Raw genomic sequence first — 24,061 nt, forward strand, 5'->3', positions numbered from 1 at the left:
AGCCCGGGTACGACGGTGGCCCGGGTACGGCGGAGGGCCGGTACCCGCGACGGGCCCACGTACGACGAAGGGGTCCGCGGCCTGGAAACCAGGCCGCGGACCCCTTCGCCTCGTGCGCTACCGGAGGGCCGGCGCTTCTCCCGGCACTAGCCCCCGAGCCCGCCGAAGCCGCCGCCGTTGCCGTTGCTCTTCGCGGTCAGCGTGATCTGCTGGTTCTGCTGGAGCTGGGTGCCCTGCGGCGGGTCGGACAGCATCACCGTGGCGTCGTCCCCGGCCGGCTGGCCGTTCATGAGCACCGCGTTGATCTGGAGGTTCAGCCCCATCGCCTGGAGCGCCGCCTTCGCCGCGCCGACGCTCTGGCCGGTCAGCCCCGGCATGGCCTGCGTCGTCGCCGGCGGCGTGGTCTGCGGGCCGGACGAGATGGTCAGGCTGATCTGGGTGTCCAGCTCCTGCGAGCTGAGCGGGTCGGGCGTCTCGTTGATCACGGTGCCGGCCGCCGAGGCGTCGGCCTGCTGGGTCTCCGTGATGTTGGTGAAGCCCGCGCCCTTGAGCGACTGCTCGGCCGCGGCCTGCTGCAGGCCCATGACGTTCGGCACCTGGACCTGCTTCGGTGCCTCGGCCACGGTCAGGGTGATGGTCGTGCCCTTGGGCTGCTTGCTGCCCGGGGACGGGTCCTGGGAGAGGACCGTGCCGTCGTCCTGCGTGGTGGAGGTCTGCGTCTTCTTCTTGACCTGGAAGCCCGCGTCGGTGAGCTGGCTGTAGGCGTCGTTGTACTGGTCGTTGCGGACGTCCGGGACCGCCAGGGGCGCGGAGCCCTTGGAGAGGTTGACGGTGATCGTCTTGTTCGCCGGCACCGCCGCGCCGTTCGCCGGGTCCTGCTTGCAGACCAGGTTCTTGTCCACGTTGTCGCAGTAGACGTCCGGACCCTTGACCAGCGTCAGGTCGACGTTGCCCGCGGTGCGCTGGGCGTCGGCGTAGGAGCTGTTGACGAAGTTGGGCACGGTGGCGTCACCGCCCGGGGAGTGCCCGCCGAAGAGGGCCTTGCCCAGGAAGATCGCGCCGATCAGCACCAGCACCCCGGCCACCACGAGCAGCACCGTGGAGGTGTTGCCGCGCTTCTTCTGCCGGCGCCGGTCCGGGCGGTCGTCGTAGCCGTAGCCGCCGTCGTCGTCCCGCATCGGCGGGAGCATCGTGGTGTGCGACTCCTGGTGCGTCGGCAGGGCCGTGGTGGCCCCTCCGTCGCCGTAGCCGTGCGGGTAGCCGTAGCCGGCCGAGCCCATCGCCGCGGTCGCGCCGACCGGCTGGCCGTCCAGCGCCGCCTCCACGTCGGCCCGCATCTCGTCGGCCGACTGGTAGCGGTAGTCCGGGTCCTTGGTGAGCGCCTTCAGCACGATGGCGTCCATCGCCGGCGTGACCTCGGGGTCGAAGACCGACGGCGGCTGCGGCTCCTCCCGCACGTGCTGGTAGGCCACCGCGACCGGCGAGTCGCCGACGAAGGGCGGCCGCACCGTCAGCAGCTCGTACAGCAGGCACCCGGCGGAGTAGAGGTCGGAGCGGGCGTCGACCTGCTCGCCCTTGGCCTGCTCGGGCGACAGGTACTGGGCGGTGCCGATCACCGCGGCCGTCTGCGTCATCGTCATCCCGGAGTCGCCCATGGCGCGGGCGATGCCGAAGTCCATCACCTTGACCTGGCCGGTCCGGGTGAGCATGACGTTGGCCGGCTTGATGTCGCGGTGCACGATCCCGGCGCGGTGGCTGTACTCCAGCGCCTGGAGGATGCCCACCGTCATCTCCAGCGAGCGTTCGGGCAGCAGCTTGCGCCCGGAGTGGAGCAGCTCGCGCAGGGTGGAGCCGTCCACGTACTCCATGACGATGTACGGGATGGAGATCCCGTCGACGTAGTCCTCGCCGGTGTCGTACACCGCGACGATCGACGGGTGGTTCAGAGAGGCGGCGGACTGGGCCTCACGGCGGAACCGGGCCTGGAAAGACGGGTCGCGGGCGAGATCCACCCGGAGCGTCTTCACAGCTACGGTACGCCCGAGGCGGGTGTCATGGGCGAGGTACACCTCGGCCATGCCGCCGCGGCCGAGCACCGAGCCCAGCTCGTACCGGCCGCCGAGGCGACGCGGCTCTTCCATAGCTCTGCCCTCTCCTCATTCCCGTTCTCACCCTGAAAGCGGACCGGACCAGCCGGGGTCGCGTCAAGCCAGACCTGCGGTCCTGCCCGGGCCTACGCTACCGGTCGTCCCAGGCGCAACTCCGGCCTGGCGGCGCGCTGATACCCGACCGGTACCTGGCGGGACGGCCGCCGGACCGTGACGCTCGTCTCACGTGCCGCTGGTCACGCGGGGCTTCGTCCGGGGGCTGTCCGCCAGCTACCCGTTGATCATCTGATGGTCATCTAGGGGCCTTCCGGAGCCTTTCCGATCCCTTTCCGATCCCTTTCAGACCCTCTCGGAGCCCTCGCTGTGCCGTTACGAGCCTTTACGAGCTTTACGAGCCCTCACGAGCCTGACGAGCTCCTGCGAGCCTCTCGCGAGGTGGGCGGTGCCGGTCACTTGCCGAGGACCGCCTCCATCACCTTCTTGGCGATCGGCGCCGCGAAGCCGCCACCGGAGACGTCGGCGTGGTTGGCGGAGGCGTCCTCGACGACGACCGCCACCGCGACCGGCGAGCCCTGGTCGGTCTTGGCGTACGAGACGAACCAGGCGTACGGGATGCCCTTGTTGTCGACACCGTTCTGCGCGGTGCCGGTCTTGCCGCCGACGGTCACGCCCGGGATCTGCGCGTTGGTTCCGGTGCCGCTGCTGACCACCGTCTCCATCATCGACTGGAGCTTCTGCGCGTTCTCCGGGGAGAGCGGGGTGCTCAGCTGCGTGGGCGTGGTCTGGGCGATCGTCGACAGGTTCGGCGCCTCCAGCTTGTCCACCTCGTACGGCTTCATCAGCTTGCCGTCGTTGGCGATCGCCGAGGCGACCATGGCCATCTGGAGCGGGGTGGCCGCGGTGTCGAACTGGCCGATCGAGGACTGCGCCAGGTGGTCGGGGGTCATCGTCGTGTCGAAGTTGCTGGCGGCGGAGCGGACCGGGACGAACTGCTCCTTGTTGAAGCCGAACTGCTCGGCCTCGCTCACCATGTCTTTCAGGCCGACGTCGTCACCGAGCTTGCCGAAGACGGAGTTGCAGGAGTACTTCAGCGCGTCTCGCAGCGAGGCTTTCTTGCAGGGGATGTTGCCCTCGTTCACCAGAGGCGTGGTGGTACCCGGCGGGGTGTAGGGGTCGGGCGAGTCCGTCTTGGCGTCGATGTCGCTCGACGTGCCGTCCTGGAGCGCGGCGGCGGCGGTGACCAGCTTGAAGGTCGAACCCGGCGGGTAGGTCTGGCGCAGCGCCCGGTTGAGCGTCGGGTCGTCGGCGTCGCTGGTCTTCTGCAGCGACGTCCAGTTCTTCTCGTCGGTCAGCGAGTTGCCGGCGATGGACGACGGGTCGTAGGAGGGCGTGCTGGCCATGGCGAGGACGGCGCCGGTGCGCGGGTCCAGCGCCACGACGGCGCCCTTCTTGCTGCCGAGGCCGTCGTACGCGGCCTTCTGGGCCTTGGCGTTGAGGGTGGTCACCACGTTGCCGCCCTGCTTCTCCTTGCCGGTGAGCAGGTCGACGGTGCGGTTGAAGAACAGCCGGTCGTCGTCGCCGGTGAGGAACTTGTCCTCGACGCCCTCCAGCATCGTGGTGCTGTACGCCTGCGAGGCGAACCCGGTGACCGGCGCCCACATCGGGCCGTCGGTGTAGGTGCGCTTGTACTTGAAGTCGCTGCCGGTGGTCTCGGTGTGGCCGGTTATCGCCTTGCCGTCGACGATGATGTCGCCGCGCGGCTCCGCGTACTGGTTGATCGCCACCCGGCGGTTGTGCACGTCGCTGGAGAGCTGGTCCGCCTCGACGAACTGCACGTAGTTCACGCGCACGAGCAGGGCGAGGACGAGCAGACCGCAGAAGACCGCGACCCGCCGAAGGGGTTTGTTCACTGGCTGCGCACCACCTGGGTCGCTTCGGCGTCGGGTGAGGGGGCGGGGCTCGGCGCGGGGCGCCGGGCCGTGTCGCTGATCCTCAGCAGGATCGCGATGAGTGCCCAGTTGGCGATCACGGAGGAGCCGCCCTGGGCGAGGAAGGGCATGGTCATACCGGTCAGCGGGATCAGCCCGGTGACGCCGCCGGCGACCACGAAGACCTGGAGGGCGAAGCCGCCGGACAGGCCGATGGCCAGGAGCTTGCCGAACGGGTCGCGGGCGGCCAGCGCGGTGCGGATGCCGCGCTCGATCAGCAACGCGTACAGCAGCAGCACGGCCATCAGACCCGCCAGGCCCAGCTCCTCGCCGACGGTGGCCAGGATGTAGTCGCTCTTGGAGGCGATGCCGCCGATCAGCCGCGAGTAGCCCTGGCCGAGGCCGGAGCCGAACAGGCCGCCGGAGCCGAAGGCGTACATCGCCTGCGCGGTCTCGGTGACGCCGCCGTTCTGCAGCGCCAGCGGGTGCAGCCAGTCCGTGACGCGGACCTTGACGTGGGCCTCGGTGGAGCCGACCACGAAGGCGCCGGCGCCGCTGAGCAGCAGGCCGAAGACGATCCAGCTGGTCCGCTCGGTGGCGACGTACAGCATGATCACGAAGAGGCCGAAGAAGAGCAGCGAGGTGCCGAGGTCGGTCTCGAAGACCAGGATGAGCAGGCTTATCGCCCAGATCACCAGGATCGGGCCGAGGTCGCGGCCGCGCGGCAGGTACAGGCCCATGAAGCGGCGCGAGGCCAGCGCCAGGGCGTCCCGCTTGACCATCAGGTAGCCGGCGAAGAAGACCGCGATGATGATCTTGGCGAACTCGCCCGGCTGGAGCGAGCCGATGCCGGGCAGCCTGATCCAGATCCGCGCGCCGTACACCGGCGGGAAGAAGACCGGCAGGATCAGCAGCACCAGCGCCAGGACCATCGAGATGTACGTGTAGCGCTGGAGTACCCGGTGGTCCTTGAGGAAGAACAGCACCAGGCCGAAGAGCACCAGGCCCAGGGCGGACCACATCAGCTGGTTCGGCGCCATCGGGGCGCCGAGCCGGGGCTCCTGGTCCAGCCGCCAGATCAGCACCAGGCCGAGGCCGTTGAGGAGGGTGGCGATCGGCAGCATCAGCGGGTCGGAGTACGGGGCGAACTTCCGCACCAGCAGGTGCGCTATGCCAGCCAGCAGGCCCAGCCCGAGGCCGTACTCGGCCAGCCCGGCGGGCACCGAGCCGTGCTTGGCCAGGCCGGCGTCGGCGAAGGCGTAGACCGGGATCGCGACCGCGAAGACGAGCAGGGCCAGTTCGGTGTTGCGCCGGTTGGGCGCGCCGACCGAGGTGATGGTGGTGGTGTTGCTGGAGCTCATGGTGAGCCGGTTCCTCCTGCCGCGGCGGTTACTGCTGGACCGAGCCGCACTGCTCGGCCAGCTTCTTCTCGTCGGGCGTCAGGGATGGTGCGGGCTGCGCCGTGGGGCTGCTGCTGGGGGTGGTCTTGTTCGTGCCGCCGGTCGTGCCGGTCGTGGACTTCGTGCCGGTGCTGCCGGTCGTGGACGTCGTGCCGGTCGTGGACGTCGTGGTGGCCTTGGTGCCGGACCCCCCGGCGTTCTTCGTGGTCTGCTCCGTCCTGGCCGCGGAGCTCTTGGCGGTGGCGACCTTCTGGCAGACCGCCGCCTGCTGCGCCAGCGCGTCCGCCTTGTCCTTCGCCTGGCGGAGGCTGCTGACGGTGATGCTGTCCTGGACCTGCTTGCGCTGGTACGCCGGCAGGTACTTGAGTTCGATGTCGGTGCGGTCGTCGTGCACCTTCGACAGGTCCAGCCCCACCAGCTTCTGGTCCAGGCCCTGGTACACGGCCACGTGGTCGCCCTTGGCGCCCACGTAGTACTGGTTCTGCGTCCAGGTGTAGGCGCCGTAGACGCCGCCGGCCACCACCGCGAGCACCACCAGGGTGATGACGCTCCGCTTGACCCACCGGCGCTGCGCGGGCTTGTCCAGCTCGGCGTCCTCGTAGGCCCCGAAGGAGCCGAGGGGGCCGTCGGGCAGCGGGTCGCCGCTCCCGGGCGGGCCGAACGCGCCGGCCGGGCCGGCCTGGTGCGGGGTCCGGCCGAGCTCGGAGGCGCGGCCGGCCGGGGTCTGCAGGTGGCGCGGGTCCTGGGGGGCCGTCTGGTGCTCGGCCACCGCCCCGACCACCACGGGGGTGTCGTTGAACTGGGCGGCCGGCGTGTCACCGTCGTCGGTGTCCAGCACGTCGGCCACGATGCAGGTGATGTTGTCCGGGCCGCCACCGCGCAGCGCCAGCTGGATCAGCTCCTGCACGGTCTCGTGCGGGGCCTGGTAGCCGGCGAGGGTGTCCTCCAGGGTCTGCGCGCTGACCACGCCGGAGAGGCCGTCGGAGCAGATCAGGTACCGGTCGCCGACCCGCACCTCGCGGATGGAGAGGTCCGGCTCGACCCGCTCACCGCTGCCCAGCGCCCGCATCAGCAGCGAGCGCTGCGGGTGCGTGGTGGCCTCCTCCTCGGTGATCCGGCCCTCGTCCACCAGCCGCTGCACCCAGGTGTGGTCCTGGGTGATCTGGGTGAGGACACCGTCGCGCAGCAGGTACGCCCGGGAGTCGCCGACGTGCACCAGGCCCAGCCGCTGCCCGGTCCACAGCAGCGCGGTGAGCGTGGTGCCCATGCCCTCCAGCTGCGGGTCCTCCTGGACCATCTGCAGCAGCTGGTCGTTGGCACGCTGCACGGCGGTGCCGAGCGAGGTGAGGATGTCGGAGCCGGGGATGTCGTCGTCGAGCGTGACGATGGAGGAGATCACCTCGGAGGAGGCGACCTCACCGGCGGCCTGGCCGCCCATGCCGTCGGCGATGGCGAGGAGCCGCGGACCGGCGTAGCCGGAGTCCTCGTTGCCCTCGCGGATCATGCCCTTGTGCGAACCGGCGGCGAATCGCAGGCTCAGCGACATGCGCACCTCCCCCGTCGGTTCCGGGTACATCCGCACGCTGCCCACCCTCTCGTCGCTCGCGCGTCGTGGCTCCGCTGCCCCATTGTGCGACTACTTCCGCAGCTCGATGACGGTCTTGCCGATGCGGATCGGCGCACCCAGCGGGACCGGCGTGGGTGTCGTCAACCGGTTGCGGTCCAGATAGGTGCCGTTGGTGGAGCCGAGGTCCTCGACGATCCACTGCCCACCCTGATCGGGGTAGATCCTGGCATGCCGGCTGGACGCGTAGTCGTCGTCGAGCACGATCGTCGAGTCGTGCGCCCGGCCGAGGGTGATGGTCTGGCCCTGGAGGGCCACGGTGGTGCCGGCCAGCGAGCCCTCCGCGACCACCAGCTTGGTGGGGGCGCCGCGCCGCTGGCGGTTGTTCTGCGGTGGCTGCTGCTGCTGTTGCCGGGCCGGCGCCGCCTGCTGGCGCTGCTGCGGCGGCCGGGAGCGGTCGTCGCCCCGGCGGGCGCCGCGCTGGGTCACCCGGGTGCCGAAGAGGTCACTGCGGATGACCTGGACGGCCACGATGACGAACAGCCACAGCACGGCTAGGAAACCCAGCCGCATGACCGTCAGGGTCAGCTCTGACATTGGCCCCGCTTCACCCCTCGGCTTGCCGGTAAACGATGGTGGTGCTCCCCACGACGATGCGGGAGCCGTCGCGGAGCGTAGCGCGCTGGGTGTGCTGCCCGTCCACCACGATGCCGTTCGTGGAACCCAGGTCCTGGACGACCGAGGGGGTACCGACCCGGATCTCGCAGTGCCGGCGGGACACGCCGGGGTCGTCCACCCGGACGTCGGCCTCGGTCGAGCGGCCCAGGACGAGGGTGCCACGGGAGATCTGGTGCCGGGTGCCGTTGATCTCGACCCAGCGGCGGGTGTGCGCCGCCGAGGAGCCCGGCTGGACGCCGGTGCCGGGCAGCCGGGTGACCGACGCGCCGCCGGCCGGCGGCGCGGGGGCATCGGCGGCGGGGCGGCCGGGCGCTGCGGCGCCTCGGCGCGGCTCGGGCGCTCCTGCGGCGGGGCCGGGTGGCCGCCGTACCCCTGCGGACTCTGCGGGTACTGCGGCTGCGGCCGGCCGGCCGGCGGGTGCTGCGGCGACTGGCCCTGGAACTGCGACTCGCTGGAGGCCAGGGTGCGGCTGCGCACCCGGTACAGGCCGGTGTCGAGGTCGGCGGCACGCTCCAGGTGGACCCTGATGCCGCCCATGAACGTGTAGCGCTGCTGCTTGGCGTAGTCCCGCACCATGCCGGCGAGCTCGTCGCCGAGCTGGACGGCGTAGGGGCTGAGCCGTTCGTAGTCGGGGGCGCTCAGTTCGACGATGAAGTCGTTGGGAACCACCGTGCGGTCGCGATTCCAGATCGTGGCGTTGTTGTCGCACTCGCGCTGCAGCGCGCCCGCGATCTCGACGGGCTGGACCTCGCTCTTGAAGACCTTGGCGAAGGTGCCGTTCACCATGCCCTCCAACCGCTGCTCAAAACGCTTCAGCACACCCATCGGGCACCTCCCTCCGCCTGGCCTCCTCAGCCGTGGCTCGTCGTTCTCCGATACTGCTTACTGATCGTATCCACGCGTGGGAAAAACCCGCGGTTCCCTGTTCGCGCCCGCTCCGCCGGTGTCCACTGTCACACTGCCCGCTGTGTGCGCCGTGCCGCCGGCCTCCCGCTCACTGCGATGGTAGAGGCGCCGCCGGGCGGCGGTCCCCGCTTCACCGTGCCGCGGGCGGTCCGGTGGGCAACCCCAGTGTCCCGCACCGGCGAGCCGTTCCGTGCCCGCTCCCTCCGGGCTCCCCCTGGCGGGTTGCCCGCCAGGCCCGGCCGGCCGGCTCGTTCGGCCGGATCGGCCTCGGCGTCGGTTCCCTGCGGGTTCCGTGCCGGGTGGGTCGGTTTCCGTGCCGGGTGGGGGACGGGCTTCGGCGCGGCACCGGGGGTGCGGTCGCTGGGGGCGGGAACGGTTCGTGCGTCATCGAGGGGCTGCCCCGGGGGTGGCCTGGCAAACGGATGTGATTCCACCGCCGACGGCGTGCTAATCTTCTGCATGTCGGACGGAGCAACGACACCGGAGAGACCGAAAAGGTCAGGAAGGTGCGGGACTCCAGAGGACAACACCCATGCGCGGGTGGCGGAATAGGCAGACGCGCTGGATTCAGGTTCCAGTGCCCGCAAGGGCGTGGGGGTTCAACTCCCCCCTCGCGCACAAGGAAGTACCTGGAAAAGGTGCTCCCGGCAGTGATTCAGATCACTGACGGGGGCGCCTTTTTCGTTTGTCCGGAACGGCCTTTCCGCCTCGGATGCCGGCGGTGCCGCAGCACGAAGCCGGGTGCTCGGCCGTGCGGTTCTGCTCAGGGCTCGCACCGGCCCGGCGCGGGGCCGTCGGCGCGCGAGCGGCCGGGGCGGGGGCGGCCGGCGCGGGGGCGGGGCCGGACGGCTGCGGGCTCCTGGCCGCCTCGGGGCCCGAACGGCACCGCGCCGCCCACCGGGTGACCGGGGGCGGCGCGGAGCTACGGCGTGTGGTGCGGGGGAGAGCCGCCGGTGTCACGCGGTGGGCTTCTCCTCCAGACGCGGGAAGAGGACCGCGCCCTTGGTGACCTTCGTGCCGGCCGGGAGCCTGCCCCAGCCGCCCGCCTCCTGGACCAACTGGTCGTCGAGCGCGCCGAGCGACTCCTCGGCGCCGAGGGACTCCCACAGCTTCCGGGAGGTCTCGGGCATGACCGGGTGGAGCAGGACCGCGACCGCGCGCAGCGACTCGGCGGCGGTGTAGAGGATCGTCGCCAGTCGCGCCAGGCCCTCGTCGGAGGTGTCCTTGGCGACCTTCCAGGGCTCCTGCTCGGTGATGTAGCCGTTGACCTGCTTCACGAAGTCGAAGACCGCCAGGATGCCGCCCTGGAAGTCCAGCTGGTCGCCGATCTTCCGGTCGGCCTCCCGGACCGCGGTGGCCAGGCCCTCGTGGACCGCCTTCTCGGCCTCGCTGTCGGCCGTGGCCGCGGGCAGCGCGCCGTCGAAGTACTTGCCGACCATGGCCGCGACGCGGGACGCGAGGTTGCCGTAGTCGTTGGCCAGCTCGCTGGTGTAGCGGGCGGTGAAGTCCTCCCAGGAGAACGAGCCGTCCTGGCCGAAGGCGATCGCGCGCAGGAAGTACCAGCGGTAGGCGTCGACGCCGAAGTGGGAGGTGAGGTCCTGCGGCTTGATGCCCGTCAGGTTCGACTTCGACATCTTCTCGCCGCCGACCATGAGCCAGCCGTTCGCCGCGACCCGGCCGGGCAGCGGCAGGCCCTGCGCCATCAGCATGGCCGGCCAGATCACCGCGTGGAAGCGCAGGATGTCCTTGCCGACGAGGTGGACGTCGGCCGGGAAGGTCGACTCGAACTTCTCCTGGTTCTCGTTGTAGCCGACCGCCGTGGCGTAGTTCAGCAGCGCGTCGACCCACACGTAGATCACGTGCTTGGCGTCCCAGGGGATCGGGATGCCCCAGTCGAACGTCGAGCGGGAGATCGACAGGTCCTGGAGGCCCTGCCGGACGAAGTTCAGGACCTCGTTGCGGGCGGACTCGGGCTGGATGAAGTCCGGGTCGGCCTCGTAGTGGGCGAGCAGCCGCTCGCCGTAGGCGCTGAGCCGGAAGAAGTAGTTCTCCTCGCTGAGGATCTCCACCGGCTTCTTGTGGATGGCGCACAGTTTCTGGCCGGCGAACTCACCCTCGCCGTCGAGCAGTTCACCGGGGAGCTTGTACTCCTCACAGCCGACGCAGTACGGGCCCTCGTATCCGCCCTTGTAGATCTCGCCCTTGTCGTACAGGTCCTGTACGAACTCCTGGACGCGATCGGTGTGGCGCTTCTGCGTGGTGCGGATGAAGTCGTTGTTCCCGATCTCCAGGTGCTCCCAGAGGGGCTTCCAGGCGCCCTCCACGAGCTGGTCGCACCACTCCTGCGGGCTGACCCCGTGGGCGTCGGCCGAGCGCATGATCTTCTGACCGTGCTCGTCCGTGCCGGTGAGGAACCACACCCTCTCGCCGCGCTGGCGGTGCCAGCGGGTGAGCACGTCGCCTGCGACGGTCGTGTAGGCGTGGCCCAGGTGAGGAGCGTCGTTGACGTAGTAAATAGGGGTGGTGACGTAGTACGCCTTTCCGCCCTGCTGCTCAGATCCAGTGGCCGCCATGGTCGAAATCCTACTGGCTGTGCGGCAACGCGATCGCCTCGATATTCGGGGACGTGAACACGGGGCGACCAGGGCCGGCAAGGGGCGGCGGGCATCCGTCGGTGACCCCCGACACTTTTCGCATCCGTGTCCGGAGGCTTCCGCCGGTGGGTCCGCGTCCGGACGGTACGGCGCGGGCTCAGTCCGCGGGCCGGGGCGGCGGCCGCCGGATGGCGGGCGGGTCCCGGGCCGGGTTCGTTCTGGGACCCGGAGGGGCTCGGGAAGGGCGCGGAGGGGCTCGGGAAGTGCTCGCAAGGGACCCGGAGGAAGCCTGGTGGGGGCCTGGTGGGGCCCGAAAGGGGGAGAGGCGTCAGGAAGGCGGCGCACGGCGTCAAGAAGGTGTGGGAAACGCCGCCGGCACCCGCCCGGGCGCTGGCACCTCGGCGGGAACCCGTGCAGTGTGGTGTGCGTTGAATCTGTTGGGCAAAGGAATCGTCAAAAGGCGCGGTCCGCGCCGAACCGAGCAGGGAGAACCACCATGGGTGTCAGCCTCTCCAAGGGCGGGAACGTCTCGCTGACGAAGGAGGCGCCCGGGCTCACGGCGGTCACCGTCGGCCTGGGCTGGGATGTGCGCACCACCACCGGCGCGGACTTCGACCTCGACGCGAGCGCGCTGCTTCTCGACACGGCCGGCCGGGTCGTGTCGGACAAGCACTTCGTCTTCTTCAACAACCTGAAGAGCCCGGACGGCTCCGTGGAGCACACCGGGGACAACCTCACCGGTGAGGGCGAGGGCGACGACGAGTCGATCAAGGTGAACCTCGCCGGCGTGCCCGCCGAGGTGGACAAGATCGTCTTCCCGGTCTCCATCTACGAGGGCGACACCCGGCAGCAGAGCTTCGGCCAGGTGCGCAACGCGTTCATCCGGGTGGTCAACCAGGCCGGCGGCGCCGAGATCGCCCGCTACGACCTCTCCGAGGACGCCTCCACCGAGACCGCGATGGTCTTCGGCGAGCTCTACCGCAACGGTGCGGAGTGGAAGTTCCGCGCGGTCGGCCAGGGCTACGCCTCGGGCCTGCGCGGCATCGCCCAGGACTTCGGCGTCAACCTCTGAGTCCGAGGCCCGAGTCGTCGGCCCGAGGCCGGACCGAGGAGCTGAGGGCCTGCGAGCCTCCGCTCCCACGGTCGGCCGCACGGCCCGTCCGCGGCCTTCCGCCGCCGCGCCGATCCCTGAGCCGCCCGGGCGGGCCGCTCAGGGGTGCGTGGCGGCGGACTCGTTGTAGCGCACCAGGTAGGCGGCGAAGCGGGCCAGGTCCTCCGGGGCCCAGTCGGCCAGCCGCTCCTGGAAGGTGTCCCGCCGCCGGGTACGGGCCGAGGCGAGCAGCTCGACCCCGCGCGGCGCGAGGTGCAGGACGTGCACGCGGTGGTCCGCGGGGTCCCTGCGGCGCTCCAGCAGGCCCGCCTGCTCCAGCGCCGCCACCTGCCGGCTCACCGTCGACTTGTCCAGCAGGTAGTAGGCGGCCAGGTCGGTGGCCCGGCAGCCCTGCTGGTCCTCAAGGTGCGCCAGGATGGTGTAGGAGACCAGCGACAGCTCCGGGTGCATGCGGGCCGCGGTGGCGCGCGCCCGCCGGGCGAACGCGGTCAGCTCGTGCTGGATCGTGTCCAGGGCCTCTTCCGCTCCGGACATCGCCACCGGCCCTCCGCCTCGTCGCCACGTGTCGGCGTTTGTCGTCGCTTGTCGCCCTCGGAACAGCCGGACGGGAACGACCGGCCATCCGGTCCCCCATCCGGTTGTATTGTACAACGACATTTCCCGGGTGGCACCGCCCGCACACCCCTCCGTGCCGCTCCCGCACACCCCTCCGTGCCGCTCCCGCACACCCCTCCGTGCCGTCCCCGCACGTCCGCTCCCGCGCGTCACGACGGCAGCGGCAGCTCGAACCACACGACCTTCCCCACGGCCTTGCGGCTCGTACCCCACCTGCGTGACAGGTGCGAGACCAGGGCCAGTCCGCGCCCCCCGACGTCGTCGGCGTCGGCGCGCTGGAGCTGCGGCAGGTTGTGGTTGTCGTCGCTCACCTCCACCAGCAGCTTTCCCACCCGCATCAGCCGCAGCTCCACCTCGTACGAGGCGGCCTTGATCGCGTTGGTGACCAGCTCGCTGACGAGCAGCTCGGCGGTGTCGCTGAGGCGCTCCAGTCCCCAGGCGGCCAGCTGCCGCCGGGTGAGCTCGCGGGCGCGGCTCACCTCTCCGTCGTTCACCAGCAGCGTCCAGCGCACCACGTCCTGCGGGTCCACGCCCTCGAAGCGGGCCACCAGCAGGGCCACGTCGTCGCCGCGGTCCTCGGAGTGCACCTGGGCGAGGATCTGCGCGCAGACGTCCTCGGGTGACTGCTGCGGCTCGATCACGTTCGCGCACAGAGCCGCCAGGCCGGCGTCTATGCCCTGGCCGCGCACCTCCACCAGGCCGTCCGTGCACAGCACCAGCCAGCTGCCGTCGGGCGCGGACAGCTCCACCGTCTCGAACGGCACCCCGCCCACGCCGATGGGCGCCCCGCCGGGGATGTCCAGCAGCTCACCGCGGCCGTCGGAGCCGGCCAGCACCGGCGGGATGTGCCCGGCGTTGGCGATGGACAGGGTGCGGTGGATCGGGTCGTAGACGGCGTAGACGCAGGTCGCGAGGTGCTCGGAGCTCAGCCGGTGGGCGAGGTTGTCCAGATGCCGCAGCAGCTGCGCGGGCGGCAGGTCCAGCGCGGCCATCGTGATCACGGCGGTGCGGAACTGCCCCATCACGGCCGCCGCCTGGAGCCCGTGCCCCATCACGTCGCCCACGATCAGCGCGACCCGGCCCCCGGGAAGCTGGATGGCGTCGAACCAGTCGCCGCCGACCTGCGCCTGCCGGTCGCCGGGCATGTAGTGGTGGGCGATGCGCACGCCCGGGATGCGCGGCGGACGGGTGGGCATCATCGACCGCTGCAGCGTCGCAGCGGCCTGCGACTCCTGGCGGTGCAGCCTGGCGTTGTCCAGGTGGACCGCGCCGCTGGCGGCGAGTTCGGTGGCGGTGACGACGTCCCGGCTGTCGAAGGGCCGTCGCCCCGGGCCGCGCAGGAAGCCGATCCGCCCGAGCACCGTGCCGCGCGCGGTCAGCGGCGCCACCACCAGCGAGCAGCCGGCCAGCAGCGGGCCGAGCGCCGGTACGCCGAGGTCCTGCGCCACCCCGGGCGCTATCGCCGGGTCGACCACCGGCACCAGGACGGTCTCGCCGCGGCCGCCCGGCACGACGGCGTCGGCGGGCAGGGTGATCAGTTCGTCCTCGGGCAGCGCCGCGTCCCAGCGGGGGCGCGGCTCGCCGTACACCGCGGCCACCCGGCGGATCAGCACCGTGCCGGCCGAACGGCCCTCGGTACGCGGCTCACCGTCCGAGAAGAGGTGGTCGACGACGAGGACGGCAGCCGAGTCGGCGAACCGGGGAACGGTGACCGCGCACAGCTCACGGGCCGTGGTGTGCAGGTCGAGGGTGGAGCCCACCATCGCGCCGGCCGCCCGCAGCAGGGCGAGCTGCTCGTCCAGGGCGTGGCCCGCGGCCGGATGGCCGGCACCGCCCCGGGTGTCGGCGTGCTCCTGGGGCGCGGGCCCGGCGGCGGGGCGTCCCGGGTGGGCCGCGCCGTCCGCGCCCCCAGGGGGCGGACGCGTCCGGTGGGCCGGGCGCCGCCGGGGGCGGCAGCGGCGGCGGTACTGCCGTCAGGGCGGACGCGGCCGACAGGTCGCCCGCATGAGGGGCGGGCCCCGCGGCGGCGGGCGGGGGCGCGGTCTCCTGGGGGCGGGGCGGTCGCGGCGCGGCCCGGCGAGGAGTTCACGCGTCACGGGCCGCACGGTGCCGGGGACCGGCCCGGGGCGGTCGTGCGGCAGCACCGGCAGCCGGATTCCGCCCTCGACGTCGAGCGAGGGGTGGCCCAGGGCGGCGATCCGGCGGACGAGGCGGTCCCGGCGCCCGGGGCTCGTCCCCGGCAGCACACCGGCGAGCAGCGCGGTCGGCGGCCCACCGGCGATCGGGGCGGCGGCCGCGCTGCCCGCCCGTGGCGGCTCGGCGGGCGGTCGGGTGGACGACCCGGTGGGCGTCTCGGTGGACGACGTGGCGGGTGCCGGTGATTCCGCCGATTCCGGCGATTCCGGCGGCTCTGTTGGCTCCGGTGGCTCCGCGGGCGGTTCGAACACCGCCCGCACCGCGATGTCCTGGCGCTGCGGCCCCTCCGCCAGGTAGGGGAGCAGCCGGCCGCCCATGGCGATCCGCAGCCCGCCGGTGCGCAGCGGCTTGGCGTGGGCGGCGAAGGCCAGCAGGCTGTGGCCGGCGGGTTCGACCAGCCGGTACGCCCACCACAGCACGTCCTTGAGGACGCCGTCGCGGTCGGTGGCGGCCAGGGCGCCCGCCCACGAGGGCTGGGCCAGCTCGTCCAGCAGGTCCAGGGGGTCGTGGCGCGGAGAGGCCGACCGCGCCGCGCCGGCACCTCCGGACGGTCGGCCGGTGGTCAGCAGCCCGGAGGCGCGGTGGCCGAAGACGTTCTCCCAGCGGTGGCCGAAGAGCTCCTCGGCGCCGCGCCCCCAGTAGGAGATCCGGCCGTCGGGGTCCACGCACAGGACGGCCAGCCGCACCAGGGCGGTGATCCCGGTGGCGGAGCCGGGGGCGGGCCGGGTCCCCGGCAGCCGTACGGCGGGCGGCCGGGACGGCACCGGCGCGGATGGCGCGGCCGCCGGGCCGGCGGGTGCGCCCGTCCGTACGGCGGCCGCCCCCTCGGCGGCCCCGGTGGGCACGGCGCTTCCGGCGCTTCCGGTGGGTACGGCGGCGCGGGCAGGCGGCGGCCCGGGCATCGCGGCAGCCGGCGCGGCGGGCACCGCGGGCTGGGCAGGCGGTGGCCCGGCGGGTGCCGGTGCTCCGGGCCCGGACGCGACCCGCGCCCCGCCGGTCGGGCGGGGACCGCGGACGGCGGGCGGCTCGGCGGGGCTGTCGGCGTGGTGATCCTGGTCGGTGGCGGAGTGCTGCCGGAAGGTCTCGTCCAACGTCATGCACCTGAGGGTTCGGCGCCGATGGTTCGTGTGCCCTCCAGGCAAGCACGAATCTTTGGGCAAAGTGCGTCGAACGCGTGGATTGCCCCTCCACCGTGGGACGCTGACGGCCCGTCCGGTGGTCAACTGGCGCGCCGGGCGGCCGCGTCAGGTGCACACCGGCGCGGTACGGGGACGGTACGGCGCGGTACGGGGACGATGCGGGGCGGTACGGGGACGATGCGGCGCGGTACGGGGACGATGCGGCGCGGTACGGGGACGGTACGGAAGGGGCGGGCAGTGCGCATCGGACGAGCGGGCCGGAGAGGGACGGGCGCGGCAGGGTGCGCCTCGCCGCGGCCGACGGGGCGCGCTCTGCCGCCGAGGCGCCGCCGACCCGCCGTGCGGGACCGTGGGAAAGCCGCCCCGACCTCAGCGGGCACTAGGCTGTCCGAGTGACCAACAGCTCCGGAACCGGGCCCTCCTCCGCTTCCGCCGCCGCCTCCGAGCCGCTCTCCGCGGGCAACGAGAGGCTCGCCAAGGCGGTGCGGGCGGCTGAGCAGGCGTTGATCGAGTTCGAGATCGCGGTGGAGACCTTCCGGGTCGAGGTGGAGAACTTCTCCCGGCTGCACCACCAGCGGTTGGGCCCGATGTACGCCCGGCTCGACGAGCTGGACGCGCTCATCGCGGAGGCGGTGGCCGCCCACAGCGGTGATCGCGCCGACATCGAGCGGGCCTGGGAGGCGCGGGCGCTGGTGATGCCGATGCCGGGCGTCGAAGAGCTGTTCGACGGCCTGCTCGGTGCCGACGGCGTACGCCCCGTCGAGGACCCCGACCCGCCGCGCCGGGTGCGCCCCGGCAAGGAGGCCCAGCGGCTCTACCGCGAGCTGGCTCGCAAGGCCCACCCCGATCTCGCGCAGGACGAGGCGGAGAAGGAGCGCCGCAGCGCCTTCATCGCCCGGGTGAACGAGGCGTACGCCCACGCCGACGAGGACGCCCTGTGCGCTCTGGTCGCCGAGTGGGAGGCGGGGCCGCCCTCCGAGGAGCAGCTGCCGGACGAGGCCGAGGTGCTGTACGCCCGCCTGGAGTGGCTGGCCGAGCGCAAGGAGCGGCTGGCCGCCGCGGTGGCCGAGCTGGACGAGAGCGCGATCGGCCAGATGATGAAGCTGGCCCCGGAGGACCCGGACGGCCTGCTCAACGAGATCGCGGAGCAGCTCCTCACCCAGGTCTCGCGGCGCGAGGCCCGCCTGGCGGAGCTGGTCCGCGGCGGCCCGGGGGCCTGACCGGACTCCTGGCGGAGCCCCGACGACCGCTGGAACCCGAGCGGTGGCCTGACGGGGCTCCGGCTGGTGGTGCCGTCGCCGTCGGTGGTGCCGTCGGTGACAGCGTCGGTGGTGCCGTCGGTGACAGCGACGGCGGTGCCGGCGGTGTCGTCGGCGTCGGGCGCCGGGCACGGGCGTCGCGGGGGCGCCGGTCTTCCGGGTACGCGGCGGTGCTGAGGTACGTTTGCACGGATGCCCGAGGTGGTCGGCGCCGGCCGCGCCCGCTCGGCGCGGAGCCGTGGCGCCCCGCTCCGGTTCGGGCTCCCGTCCTTGCCGCACTTCCCAGGAGGCCGCACCCGATGTTCCACTCCCAGCTGCCCTCGGTGGACGCCGCCTCGGTGCCCCTCGACGCCTTCCTGCTCGACGTGCGCGAGCCCGAGGAGTGGGCCGCCGGGCACGCCGACGGTGCCGTGCACATCCCGATGGGCGAGGTCGTGGCGCGCATGGCCGAGCTGCCCGAGGACGGCCGGGTGCACGTGGTGTGCCGGGCGGGCGGCCGATCCGCCCAGGTCGCCCAGTACCTGATCGCCCAGGGCGTGGACGCGGTCAACGTCGACGGCGGCATGCTCGACTGGGAGGCCGTCGGCCGTCCCCTCGTCGCCGACGGCTCCGCCGGGGACCCCTACGTCCTCTGACGTCTCGCTCGCTTACGTCTCCCCCGCTTCGGGCCCCCGCTCCTTCCCGCTTCCGGACCGGGGGCCCGGCTCTTTCCCGTACCCTCCGCGGCCCGCGACCGGGCAGCCGTCCGGTACGGAGCCGCTACCGGGCCTCTCCCGCGCCCGTACGCCAACCACCAGCCCGCGCCGGGCCCGCACCCGGGCCGGTACTCAGCCCTCGCCGGGCCCGCGCGGAGCCGCACTGAACGTCCGCTGAACACGGCCTGAACGCCTCCCAGGACAGCCGGGCGCCGCTCCTTCCCGCCCCACCCGGCCTGCGACGCGCGGGCGGGACGGGCCTGCGGCGGGCGGGGCCGGTCCGCGCGCCGGACCGGGCAGATGCCGCCAAGGCACTCATGTGTGCGACAGCGAGTGGGTAGTGTCGCCGCGGAACCCTGTCAGGAGCGTGACGGGTGCGTGTCGGGCGGTAGCCGGGCACCGTGAGAGCGGAGAGACGATGGAGCCGAGGGAGGGGCCGCCGCCCAGCGCGTCGGTGCTGTCGCTGCCCGGACGGATAGTCGTGGCGCTGACGGTGGGCGCGGTGGCCGTCGGTGTGCTGTTCCACCTGGGGATGGTGTTCCTGTACGTCGCACCGTCGAACACGCTCACCAAGGAGCACGCCACCGCCGTCAACGACTACATCTACCCGGAGTTCGAACAGAACTGGAAGCTGTTCGCGCCGGACCCGCTCCAGCAGAACGTCCACATCGAGGCGCGCGCCCAGGTGGCCGCGGCCGACGGCGGCCAGCAGACCACCGGCTGGGTGGACCTCACGGCGGCGGACGTCTCGGCGATGCGGCACAACCCGCTGCCGAGCCACGTGAACCAGAACGAGCTGCGCCGCGCCTGGGGCTACTACACCGACACCCACAACGACCAGGAGCAGGCCACGGCCGGGCAGGGCAGCCAGCTGAGCGCCGACTACCTCCAGCGGATCGTGCGGGACCGGTTCGGCAGCCACCTCGACGGCGGGACCGTGGTGCGGGTGCAGGTGCGCTGCGCCACCACGCCGGTGCCGCAGCCCTCGTGGGTCGCCGGCGCCTCCGCCACCACCACGCAGTTCCGGGTGCTGCCCTGGTGGGTCGTGGGCACCGGGTCCTCCCCGGTGGGAGCCTCCTCGTGAGCGCGTCGCACGGCCACGCCGGCCGACCCCCGGAGAACCCGCTCCCCGGAGCCGCCGCCGCGCTGGACCGCGCGGTGAGCCGCGGCCTGGCCGCTGTCACCGGGGGTGCCCTGGGCCGCTACCAGAGCGCCGTGGTGCGCATCGGCATGGCGTCGACCTGGCTGCTGTTCCTGCTCCGGGAGTTCCCGCACCGCGACCAGCTCTACGGGCCGGGCAGCGCCTGGGGACCGGACCTGGCCAAGTCGCTGATCGCCGGCAACCACGCCTTCACCGTGCTGCTGTGGAACGACGGCCGCGGCTGGTTCGAGCTGTGCTACGCCCTCGCCGTCGCGGCCAGCGCCACGCTGCTGCTCGGCTGGCGCACCCGCACCTCGGCGCTGATGTTCATGATCGGCGTGCTCTCGCTGCAGAACCGCAGCGTCTTCATGGGGGACGGCGGCGACAACGTCGTCCACATCATGGCGATCTACCTCGCCTTCACCCGGTGCGGCCAGGTGTGGTCGCTGGACAGCCGGCGCGCCCGGCGGCGGGCGGAGGCGTCCGCCGCAGCCGCCGACCCGGCAGACCTGGCAGCCCCGGCCGACCCGGCACACGCGTCCGGGGCGGCCGTGGCCGAGCCGGCCGACCCGGTCGGGATCGCGCTGTGGGTGGTGCTGGGCGGTGCCCTGGTGGCGGCGACGCTCGCCGGACGGCTGTCCACCGGCTGGGGGCTGGTCTTCTGGGGCTGCCTGGCCGGGCAACTGCTGTGGTGGGCGGTCCGCCGCTACGCTCCCGGCGAGCCGCGCACCGTCATGGACATCATGGGCAACGTCGTGCACAACGGCGCCATGCTGGTGCTCGCCGCCGAGGTGTGCCTGGTCTACTCCACGGCCGGCTGGTACAAGATCCAGGGCAGCCGGTGGCAGGACGGCACCGCGCTCTACTACCCGCTGCACCTGGACGACTTCACCCCCTGGCCCGCGTTGTCGCACGCGCTGGCCGGCAACGGCGTGCTGGTCATGATCATCAGCTACGGCACGGTGATCGTGCAGGTCGCCTTCCCGTTCACCCTGTTCAACCGGCGGGTGAAGAACGTGCTGCTGGTCGGCATGATGCTGGAGCACGCCTCGATCGCGGTGGTGCTGGGGCTGCCGTTCTTCTCGCTGGCGATGATCGCGGCGGACGCCGTCTTCCTGCCCACCGGGTTCCTGCTCTGGCTGGGGTGGCGGCTGACCTCCCGCCCGGGCCGCGGCGCGGAGGCCCGGGCGCGCTCGCCGGGGTGCCGGGGCCGCGCCCGTCCGGCGACGGGGCAGCCGGGCCCGAGCCTGGGCCTGGGTCGGAGCTCGACCCCGTTCCCGGCCCGCCCGGGCACACCGCCCTCGACCCGGCGGACGGCACGCCGCCGCCCGGCCCGGCACCCGCCTGACCTGCGCGCTTCGGCGGCCTCCGCCGAGGTCTCCGGCCACGGCGCCCGCTCCGCGCCCGCTCCGCGCCCGCTCCGGACCCTGCTCCGGGCGGGCGCGGTGCCGCGCCGGCGGGCGCCTTAGGGTGGGCGGCGTGACGGAGGAAACGGGCGGTACGGGGACGCGGGGCACGGACGGCGGGTCGGCCGGGGCCGGTGCGGCGGATGCCGGGCGGGGTGCGGCCGGCGCCGCCTGGGACGTCGACGCGGTGGCCGCCCGGTGGCGGGCCGAGCAGCCCGGCACCGTGCTGCTCGACGGCTTCCACGCCCTCAAGCACGCCCTGCGCTTCGGCGCCGACGTCCGCCTGGCGGTGGCCGCCGACCGGGTGGCGGCGCTGCGGCTGGCCGAGGAGCTGGCTCCGGACCTCATGGGGCGGCTCGGCGCGGAGCTGGCCGAGGTGGGTGCCGCGGGGCTGCGGCAGCTGGTGCCCCGGCCGCACCCGACCGGGGTGGCCGCCCTCGCCACGCCCCCGGATCGGGCCGCCCACCTGGACGTCCTGGTGCGGCAGCCCCGGCAGGCCCCGGTGGTGGTGCTGGACAGCCCGCGCAACCTCGGCAACGTGGGGGCCGTCGTCCGCCTCGTCGCCGGCTTCGGGGCCACGGGCCTGGTGACCACCGGCGACCTCGACCCCTGGCACCCCAACGCGGTGCGCTCCGGCGCCGGACTGCACTGGGCGACCGCGGTGGCGCGGGTGGAGAGCGGCGAGCTGCCGCCCGGCCCGCTCCTCGTCCTCGACCCGGAGGGCGAGGACCTGCGCCGCACCGAACTGCCCGACGACGCGCTGCTCGTCTTCGGCTCCGAGCGGCACGGGGTCGACCCCGACCTGCGGGCCAAGGCCGACGCCCTGGTGTCGCTGCCGATGCGCGAACGCGTCTCCAGCTACAACCTGGCCACCAGCGTGGGCATGGCGCTCTACCACTGGACGGCCACCTCCCGCTCCCCCCGGGTCCCTGGCGGACCTCTCCTCTGACCTCAGCCGATCGCGCTCCCGGGCACAGCCGACTTCAGCCCATCGCGGTCGTCCTCAGCCGACTTCAGCCGAACGCAGTCGACCTCGGCTGACCTCGTCCCACCTCAGGCGGCCTCGGCGGCCGGGCGGCTGGCGGCCGGGGGCGCCGGAGGACGGCCGCCGTCCCCGTGGGTGCGGAAGGCCCGGTGGGGCGGGGCGACGGTCCTCGGCGGCGGCCGGCACCGTCCGCCGCCGACCACCACCGGGGCCCATCCGCCGTCACCCGACTGGTCAGCCGTCACCCGGGACGGTCGGCCGCCGCCCGGGATAGCGGCGGGAAGCGGGAGTCACGCGGGTCTGCGCACCTCCACCGTCCGGAAGCGGCTCGCGACGAAGGCGGCGTCGCAGAGGGCCGCGTTGGCCGCGGGGTTGCCGCCGGAACCGTGGAAGTCGGAGAACGCGGCGGTCTGGTTGACGAAGACGCCGCCGGTGAGGTTCAGGGAGAGCTGCGCGCACTCCTCGAAGCAGACCTCCTCAAGGCGCCGCTCCACCTCGGGCGACGTGGTGTACCCGGAGACGGTCATCGCGCCCTTCTCCCGGACGGTATGCCGCAGCAGTTCCAGGGCGGCCTCCGTGGAGTCCACGGCGACGGCGAAGGAGACCGGGCCGAAGCACTCGGACAGGAAGGCCGATCCGGCGTCAGGCGCCGCGCTGTCCAGGGCGATCAGGGCGGGGGTGCGTACCACGGCCTCCGGGAACTCCGGGTTGGTGACCGCCCGGGAGGCGAGCGCCACCTCGCCCAGCTCTGCGGCGGCCTCCAGCCGTGCCTTGACGTCCGGGTTGACGAGGGCGCCGAGCAGGGCGGCGGCCCGCGCGTCCTCGCCGAGCAGGCCCTCCACGGCGGCCGCGAGGTCCGCCACGACCTCGGTGAAGGCCCGCTTGCCCTGGTCGGTGCCGATGCCCTCCCGGGGGATCAGCAGGTTCTGCGGGGTGGTGCACATCTGGCCGCTGTAGAGCGACAGCGAGAAGGCGAGGTTGGCGAGCATGCCGCGGTAGTCGTCGGTGGAGTCGATGACGACGGTGTTGACGCCGGCCTTCTCGGTGAAGACCTGCGCCTGCCGGGCGTTCTGCTCCAGCCAGTCGCCGAAGGCGGTCGAGCCGGTGTAGTCGATCAGGCGCACCTCGGGCCGCAGTGCCAGCACCTTCGCCAGACCCTCTCCGGGACGCTCGACCGCCAGGCACACGAGGTCCGGTGGGAACCCGGCCTCGGCCAGCACCTCGCGGGCGGCGGCCACGGTGAGCGCCAGCGGCAGCACCGCCCGCGGGTGCGGCTTGACCAGCACCGCGTTCCCGGTGGCCAGCGAGGCGAACAGGCCCGGGTAGCCGTTCCAGGTCGGGAAGGTGTTGCACCCGACGACCAGTCCGATGCCGCGCGGCACCGGCGTGAAGGTCTTGCGCAGCTCCAGCGGCTCCCGCTTGCCCTGCGGCTTCGTCCACTCCGCCTCCGGCGGAGTCCGCGTCTGCTCGGCGAACGCGTACGCCACCGCCTCCAGGCCGCGGTCCTGGGCGTGCGGGCCGCCGGCCTGGAAGGCCATGGTGAACGCCTGGCCGGTGGTGTGCATGACGGCGTGGGCGAACTCGTGGGTCCGGGCGTTGATCCGGGCGAGGATCTCCACGCACACCAGCGCCCGGGTCAGCGGCCCCGCCTCCCGCCACCGGGGCATGGCGGCCCGCATCGCCGGCAGCAGCGCGTCCGGGTCCGCGTGCGGGTACTCGACGCCGAGGTCGATCCCGTAGGGCGAGCGCTCGGAGCCTGTCCACCCGTCCGTGCCGGGCTGGTCGAGCGGGAAGCGGTGGCCGAGCAGTGCCTGGAAGGCGGCATGCCCGGCCTCGGCTTCCGGGTACGCCTTGGGGTGCTCCGGGTGCGGCGACCAGAACGCGCGGGTCCTGGCGGCCTCCAGCGCCTGGTCGAGCGTGCCGCGGTGGCGCTCGGCAAGGACCGTGGGGGACAGGTCGACGGACATGGGACCAACTCCTCGTCGAGCTGGGCTGCTGGCAGGGACATCGCTACATTAACCGAATGTTCGGTCGGTCAGCGGGTCGCCGTCCCCAACCTGTGGATAACTTCGCGCGACCTGCTCGGCCTGCCGGTGCGGGGCGTGCTTCGGACCGTCGGGCGGGGGACGGAGGGAAGGAGGGACGCGGGCGGTCCGCGCCGCGCGGGGCCGCGGGGGGACGGCGAAATGCCCTGAAGAAACGAATAATCCCAAGAGCTGAAGACTCGAAGCGCCAGAAGAACCCGAAGCAGTGGAAGAACTCAACGCGCCAGAAGAACCCGAAGCAGTGGAAGAACCCGCAGGACCCCCAGGAATCACGAGGGCGACGAGGAGCCG

General features: G+C 72.9%; 16 protein-coding genes, 1 tRNA gene and 1 pseudogene. 7 read left to right on the forward strand and 11 right to left on the reverse strand.

Annotated features, from left to right (window positions below; translation table 11 throughout):
- Positions 1–146 precede the first annotated feature (146 nt).
- From pknB to BS72_RS39920, 6 genes and pseudogenes are all read right to left on the reverse strand, one after another.
- The gene (gene pknB, locus BS72_RS16650; protein ID WP_037911467.1) at positions 147–2,141 is read right to left on the reverse strand and encodes a Stk1 family PASTA domain-containing Ser/Thr kinase; all 1,995 of its coding nucleotides are present in this window, start codon (positions 2,139–2,141) and stop codon (positions 147–149) included.
- Positions 2,142–2,557: 416 nt separating this feature from the next.
- The gene (locus BS72_RS16655; RefSeq protein WP_037911469.1) at positions 2,558–4,018 is read right to left on the reverse strand and encodes a peptidoglycan D,D-transpeptidase FtsI family protein; all 1,461 of its coding nucleotides are present in this window, start codon (positions 4,016–4,018) and stop codon (positions 2,558–2,560) included.
- Positions 4,015–5,397: an FtsW/RodA/SpoVE family cell cycle protein gene (locus BS72_RS16660; protein ID WP_037911472.1), complete on the reverse strand. Its 1,383-nt coding sequence runs from the start codon at positions 5,395–5,397 to the stop codon at positions 4,015–4,017. Before BS72_RS16660 ends, BS72_RS16655 begins: the two co-directional genes overlap by 4 nt.
- Positions 5,398–5,425: 28 nt before the next feature.
- Positions 5,426–6,982: a Stp1/IreP family PP2C-type Ser/Thr phosphatase gene (locus BS72_RS16665; protein ID WP_232792434.1), complete on the reverse strand. Its 1,557-nt coding sequence runs from the start codon at positions 6,980–6,982 to the stop codon at positions 5,426–5,428.
- Between the two features lie 90 nt (positions 6,983–7,072).
- On the reverse strand, positions 7,073–7,597 hold the full coding sequence (locus BS72_RS16670) for an FHA domain-containing protein FhaB/FipA (protein WP_037911475.1): 525 nt from the start codon (positions 7,595–7,597) through the stop codon (positions 7,073–7,075).
- A 10-nt stretch (positions 7,598–7,607) separates the two neighbouring features.
- Positions 7,608–8,503, reverse strand: a pseudogene (locus BS72_RS39920) (FhaA domain-containing protein).
- A gap of 615 nt (positions 8,504–9,118) precedes the next feature.
- Between BS72_RS39920 and BS72_RS16680 the strand changes: the two are divergent.
- Positions 9,119–9,202, forward strand: a tRNA-Leu gene (locus BS72_RS16680).
- Between the two features lie 338 nt (positions 9,203–9,540).
- On the opposite strand, the gene metG is transcribed toward BS72_RS16680, so the two are convergent.
- A complete protein-coding gene (metG, locus tag BS72_RS16685; protein WP_037911478.1) occupies positions 9,541–11,157 on the reverse strand; it encodes a methionine--tRNA ligase in 1,617 nt (538 codons plus the stop codon).
- Between the two features lie 517 nt (positions 11,158–11,674).
- Between metG and BS72_RS16690 the strand changes: the two genes are divergently transcribed.
- Positions 11,675–12,250 (forward strand): TerD family protein, encoded by a 576-nt coding sequence (locus BS72_RS16690; RefSeq protein ID WP_037911479.1) that lies wholly within the window; start codon positions 11,675–11,677, stop codon positions 12,248–12,250.
- A gap of 138 nt (positions 12,251–12,388) precedes the next feature.
- Here the strand turns inward: BS72_RS16690 and BS72_RS16695 are convergent, their stop codons facing one another.
- The 3 genes from BS72_RS16695 to BS72_RS38380 form a co-directional block, all read right to left on the reverse strand.
- On the reverse strand, positions 12,389–12,823 hold the full coding sequence (locus BS72_RS16695; protein ID WP_037916253.1) for a MarR family winged helix-turn-helix transcriptional regulator: 435 nt from the start codon (positions 12,821–12,823) through the stop codon (positions 12,389–12,391).
- A gap of 230 nt (positions 12,824–13,053) precedes the next feature.
- Positions 13,054–14,667 (reverse strand): ATP-binding SpoIIE family protein phosphatase, encoded by a 1,614-nt coding sequence (locus BS72_RS38375; RefSeq protein WP_063836090.1) that lies wholly within the window; start codon positions 14,665–14,667, stop codon positions 13,054–13,056.
- Between the two features lie 210 nt (positions 14,668–14,877).
- Positions 14,878–16,197, reverse strand: coding sequence for a PAS domain-containing protein (locus BS72_RS38380; protein WP_232792435.1), 1,320 nt, complete (start codon positions 16,195–16,197; stop codon positions 14,878–14,880).
- A 434-nt stretch (positions 16,198–16,631) separates the two neighbouring features.
- On the opposite strand from BS72_RS38380, the gene BS72_RS16705 reads away from it, so the two are divergent.
- From BS72_RS16705 to BS72_RS16725, 5 genes are all read left to right on the forward strand, one after another.
- Complete coding sequence (locus tag BS72_RS16705) at positions 16,632–17,459, forward strand: J domain-containing protein (protein ID WP_037911480.1); 828 nt, start codon at positions 16,632–16,634, stop codon at positions 17,457–17,459.
- Positions 17,460–17,797: 338 nt separating this feature from the next.
- Positions 17,798–18,133, forward strand: coding sequence for a rhodanese-like domain-containing protein (locus BS72_RS16710; RefSeq protein WP_037911481.1), 336 nt, complete (start codon positions 17,798–17,800; stop codon positions 18,131–18,133).
- Positions 18,134–18,611: 478 nt separating this feature from the next.
- Positions 18,612–19,277, forward strand: a complete 666-nt coding sequence (locus BS72_RS16715) for a DUF5819 family protein (RefSeq protein WP_037911482.1) — start codon at positions 18,612–18,614, stop codon at positions 19,275–19,277.
- On the forward strand, positions 19,274–20,803 hold the full coding sequence (locus tag BS72_RS16720; protein WP_051951180.1) for an HTTM domain-containing protein: 1,530 nt from the start codon (positions 19,274–19,276) through the stop codon (positions 20,801–20,803). Before BS72_RS16715 ends, BS72_RS16720 begins: the two co-directional genes overlap by 4 nt.
- A gap of 124 nt (positions 20,804–20,927) precedes the next feature.
- A complete protein-coding gene (locus BS72_RS16725) occupies positions 20,928–21,689 on the forward strand; it encodes a TrmH family RNA methyltransferase (protein ID WP_037916257.1) in 762 nt (253 codons plus the stop codon).
- Between the two features lie 326 nt (positions 21,690–22,015).
- Here BS72_RS16725 and paaN read toward each other — a convergent pair whose 3' ends face one another.
- Positions 22,016–23,692, reverse strand: coding sequence for a phenylacetic acid degradation protein PaaN (paaN, locus tag BS72_RS16730; RefSeq protein WP_037911483.1), 1,677 nt, complete (start codon positions 23,690–23,692; stop codon positions 22,016–22,018).
- Positions 23,693–24,061: the final 369 nt, after the last annotated feature.

The organism is Actinacidiphila yeochonensis CN732 (assembly GCF_000745345.1).
GTDB classification, from domain to species: domain Bacteria; phylum Actinomycetota; class Actinomycetes; order Streptomycetales; family Streptomycetaceae; genus Actinacidiphila; species Actinacidiphila yeochonensis.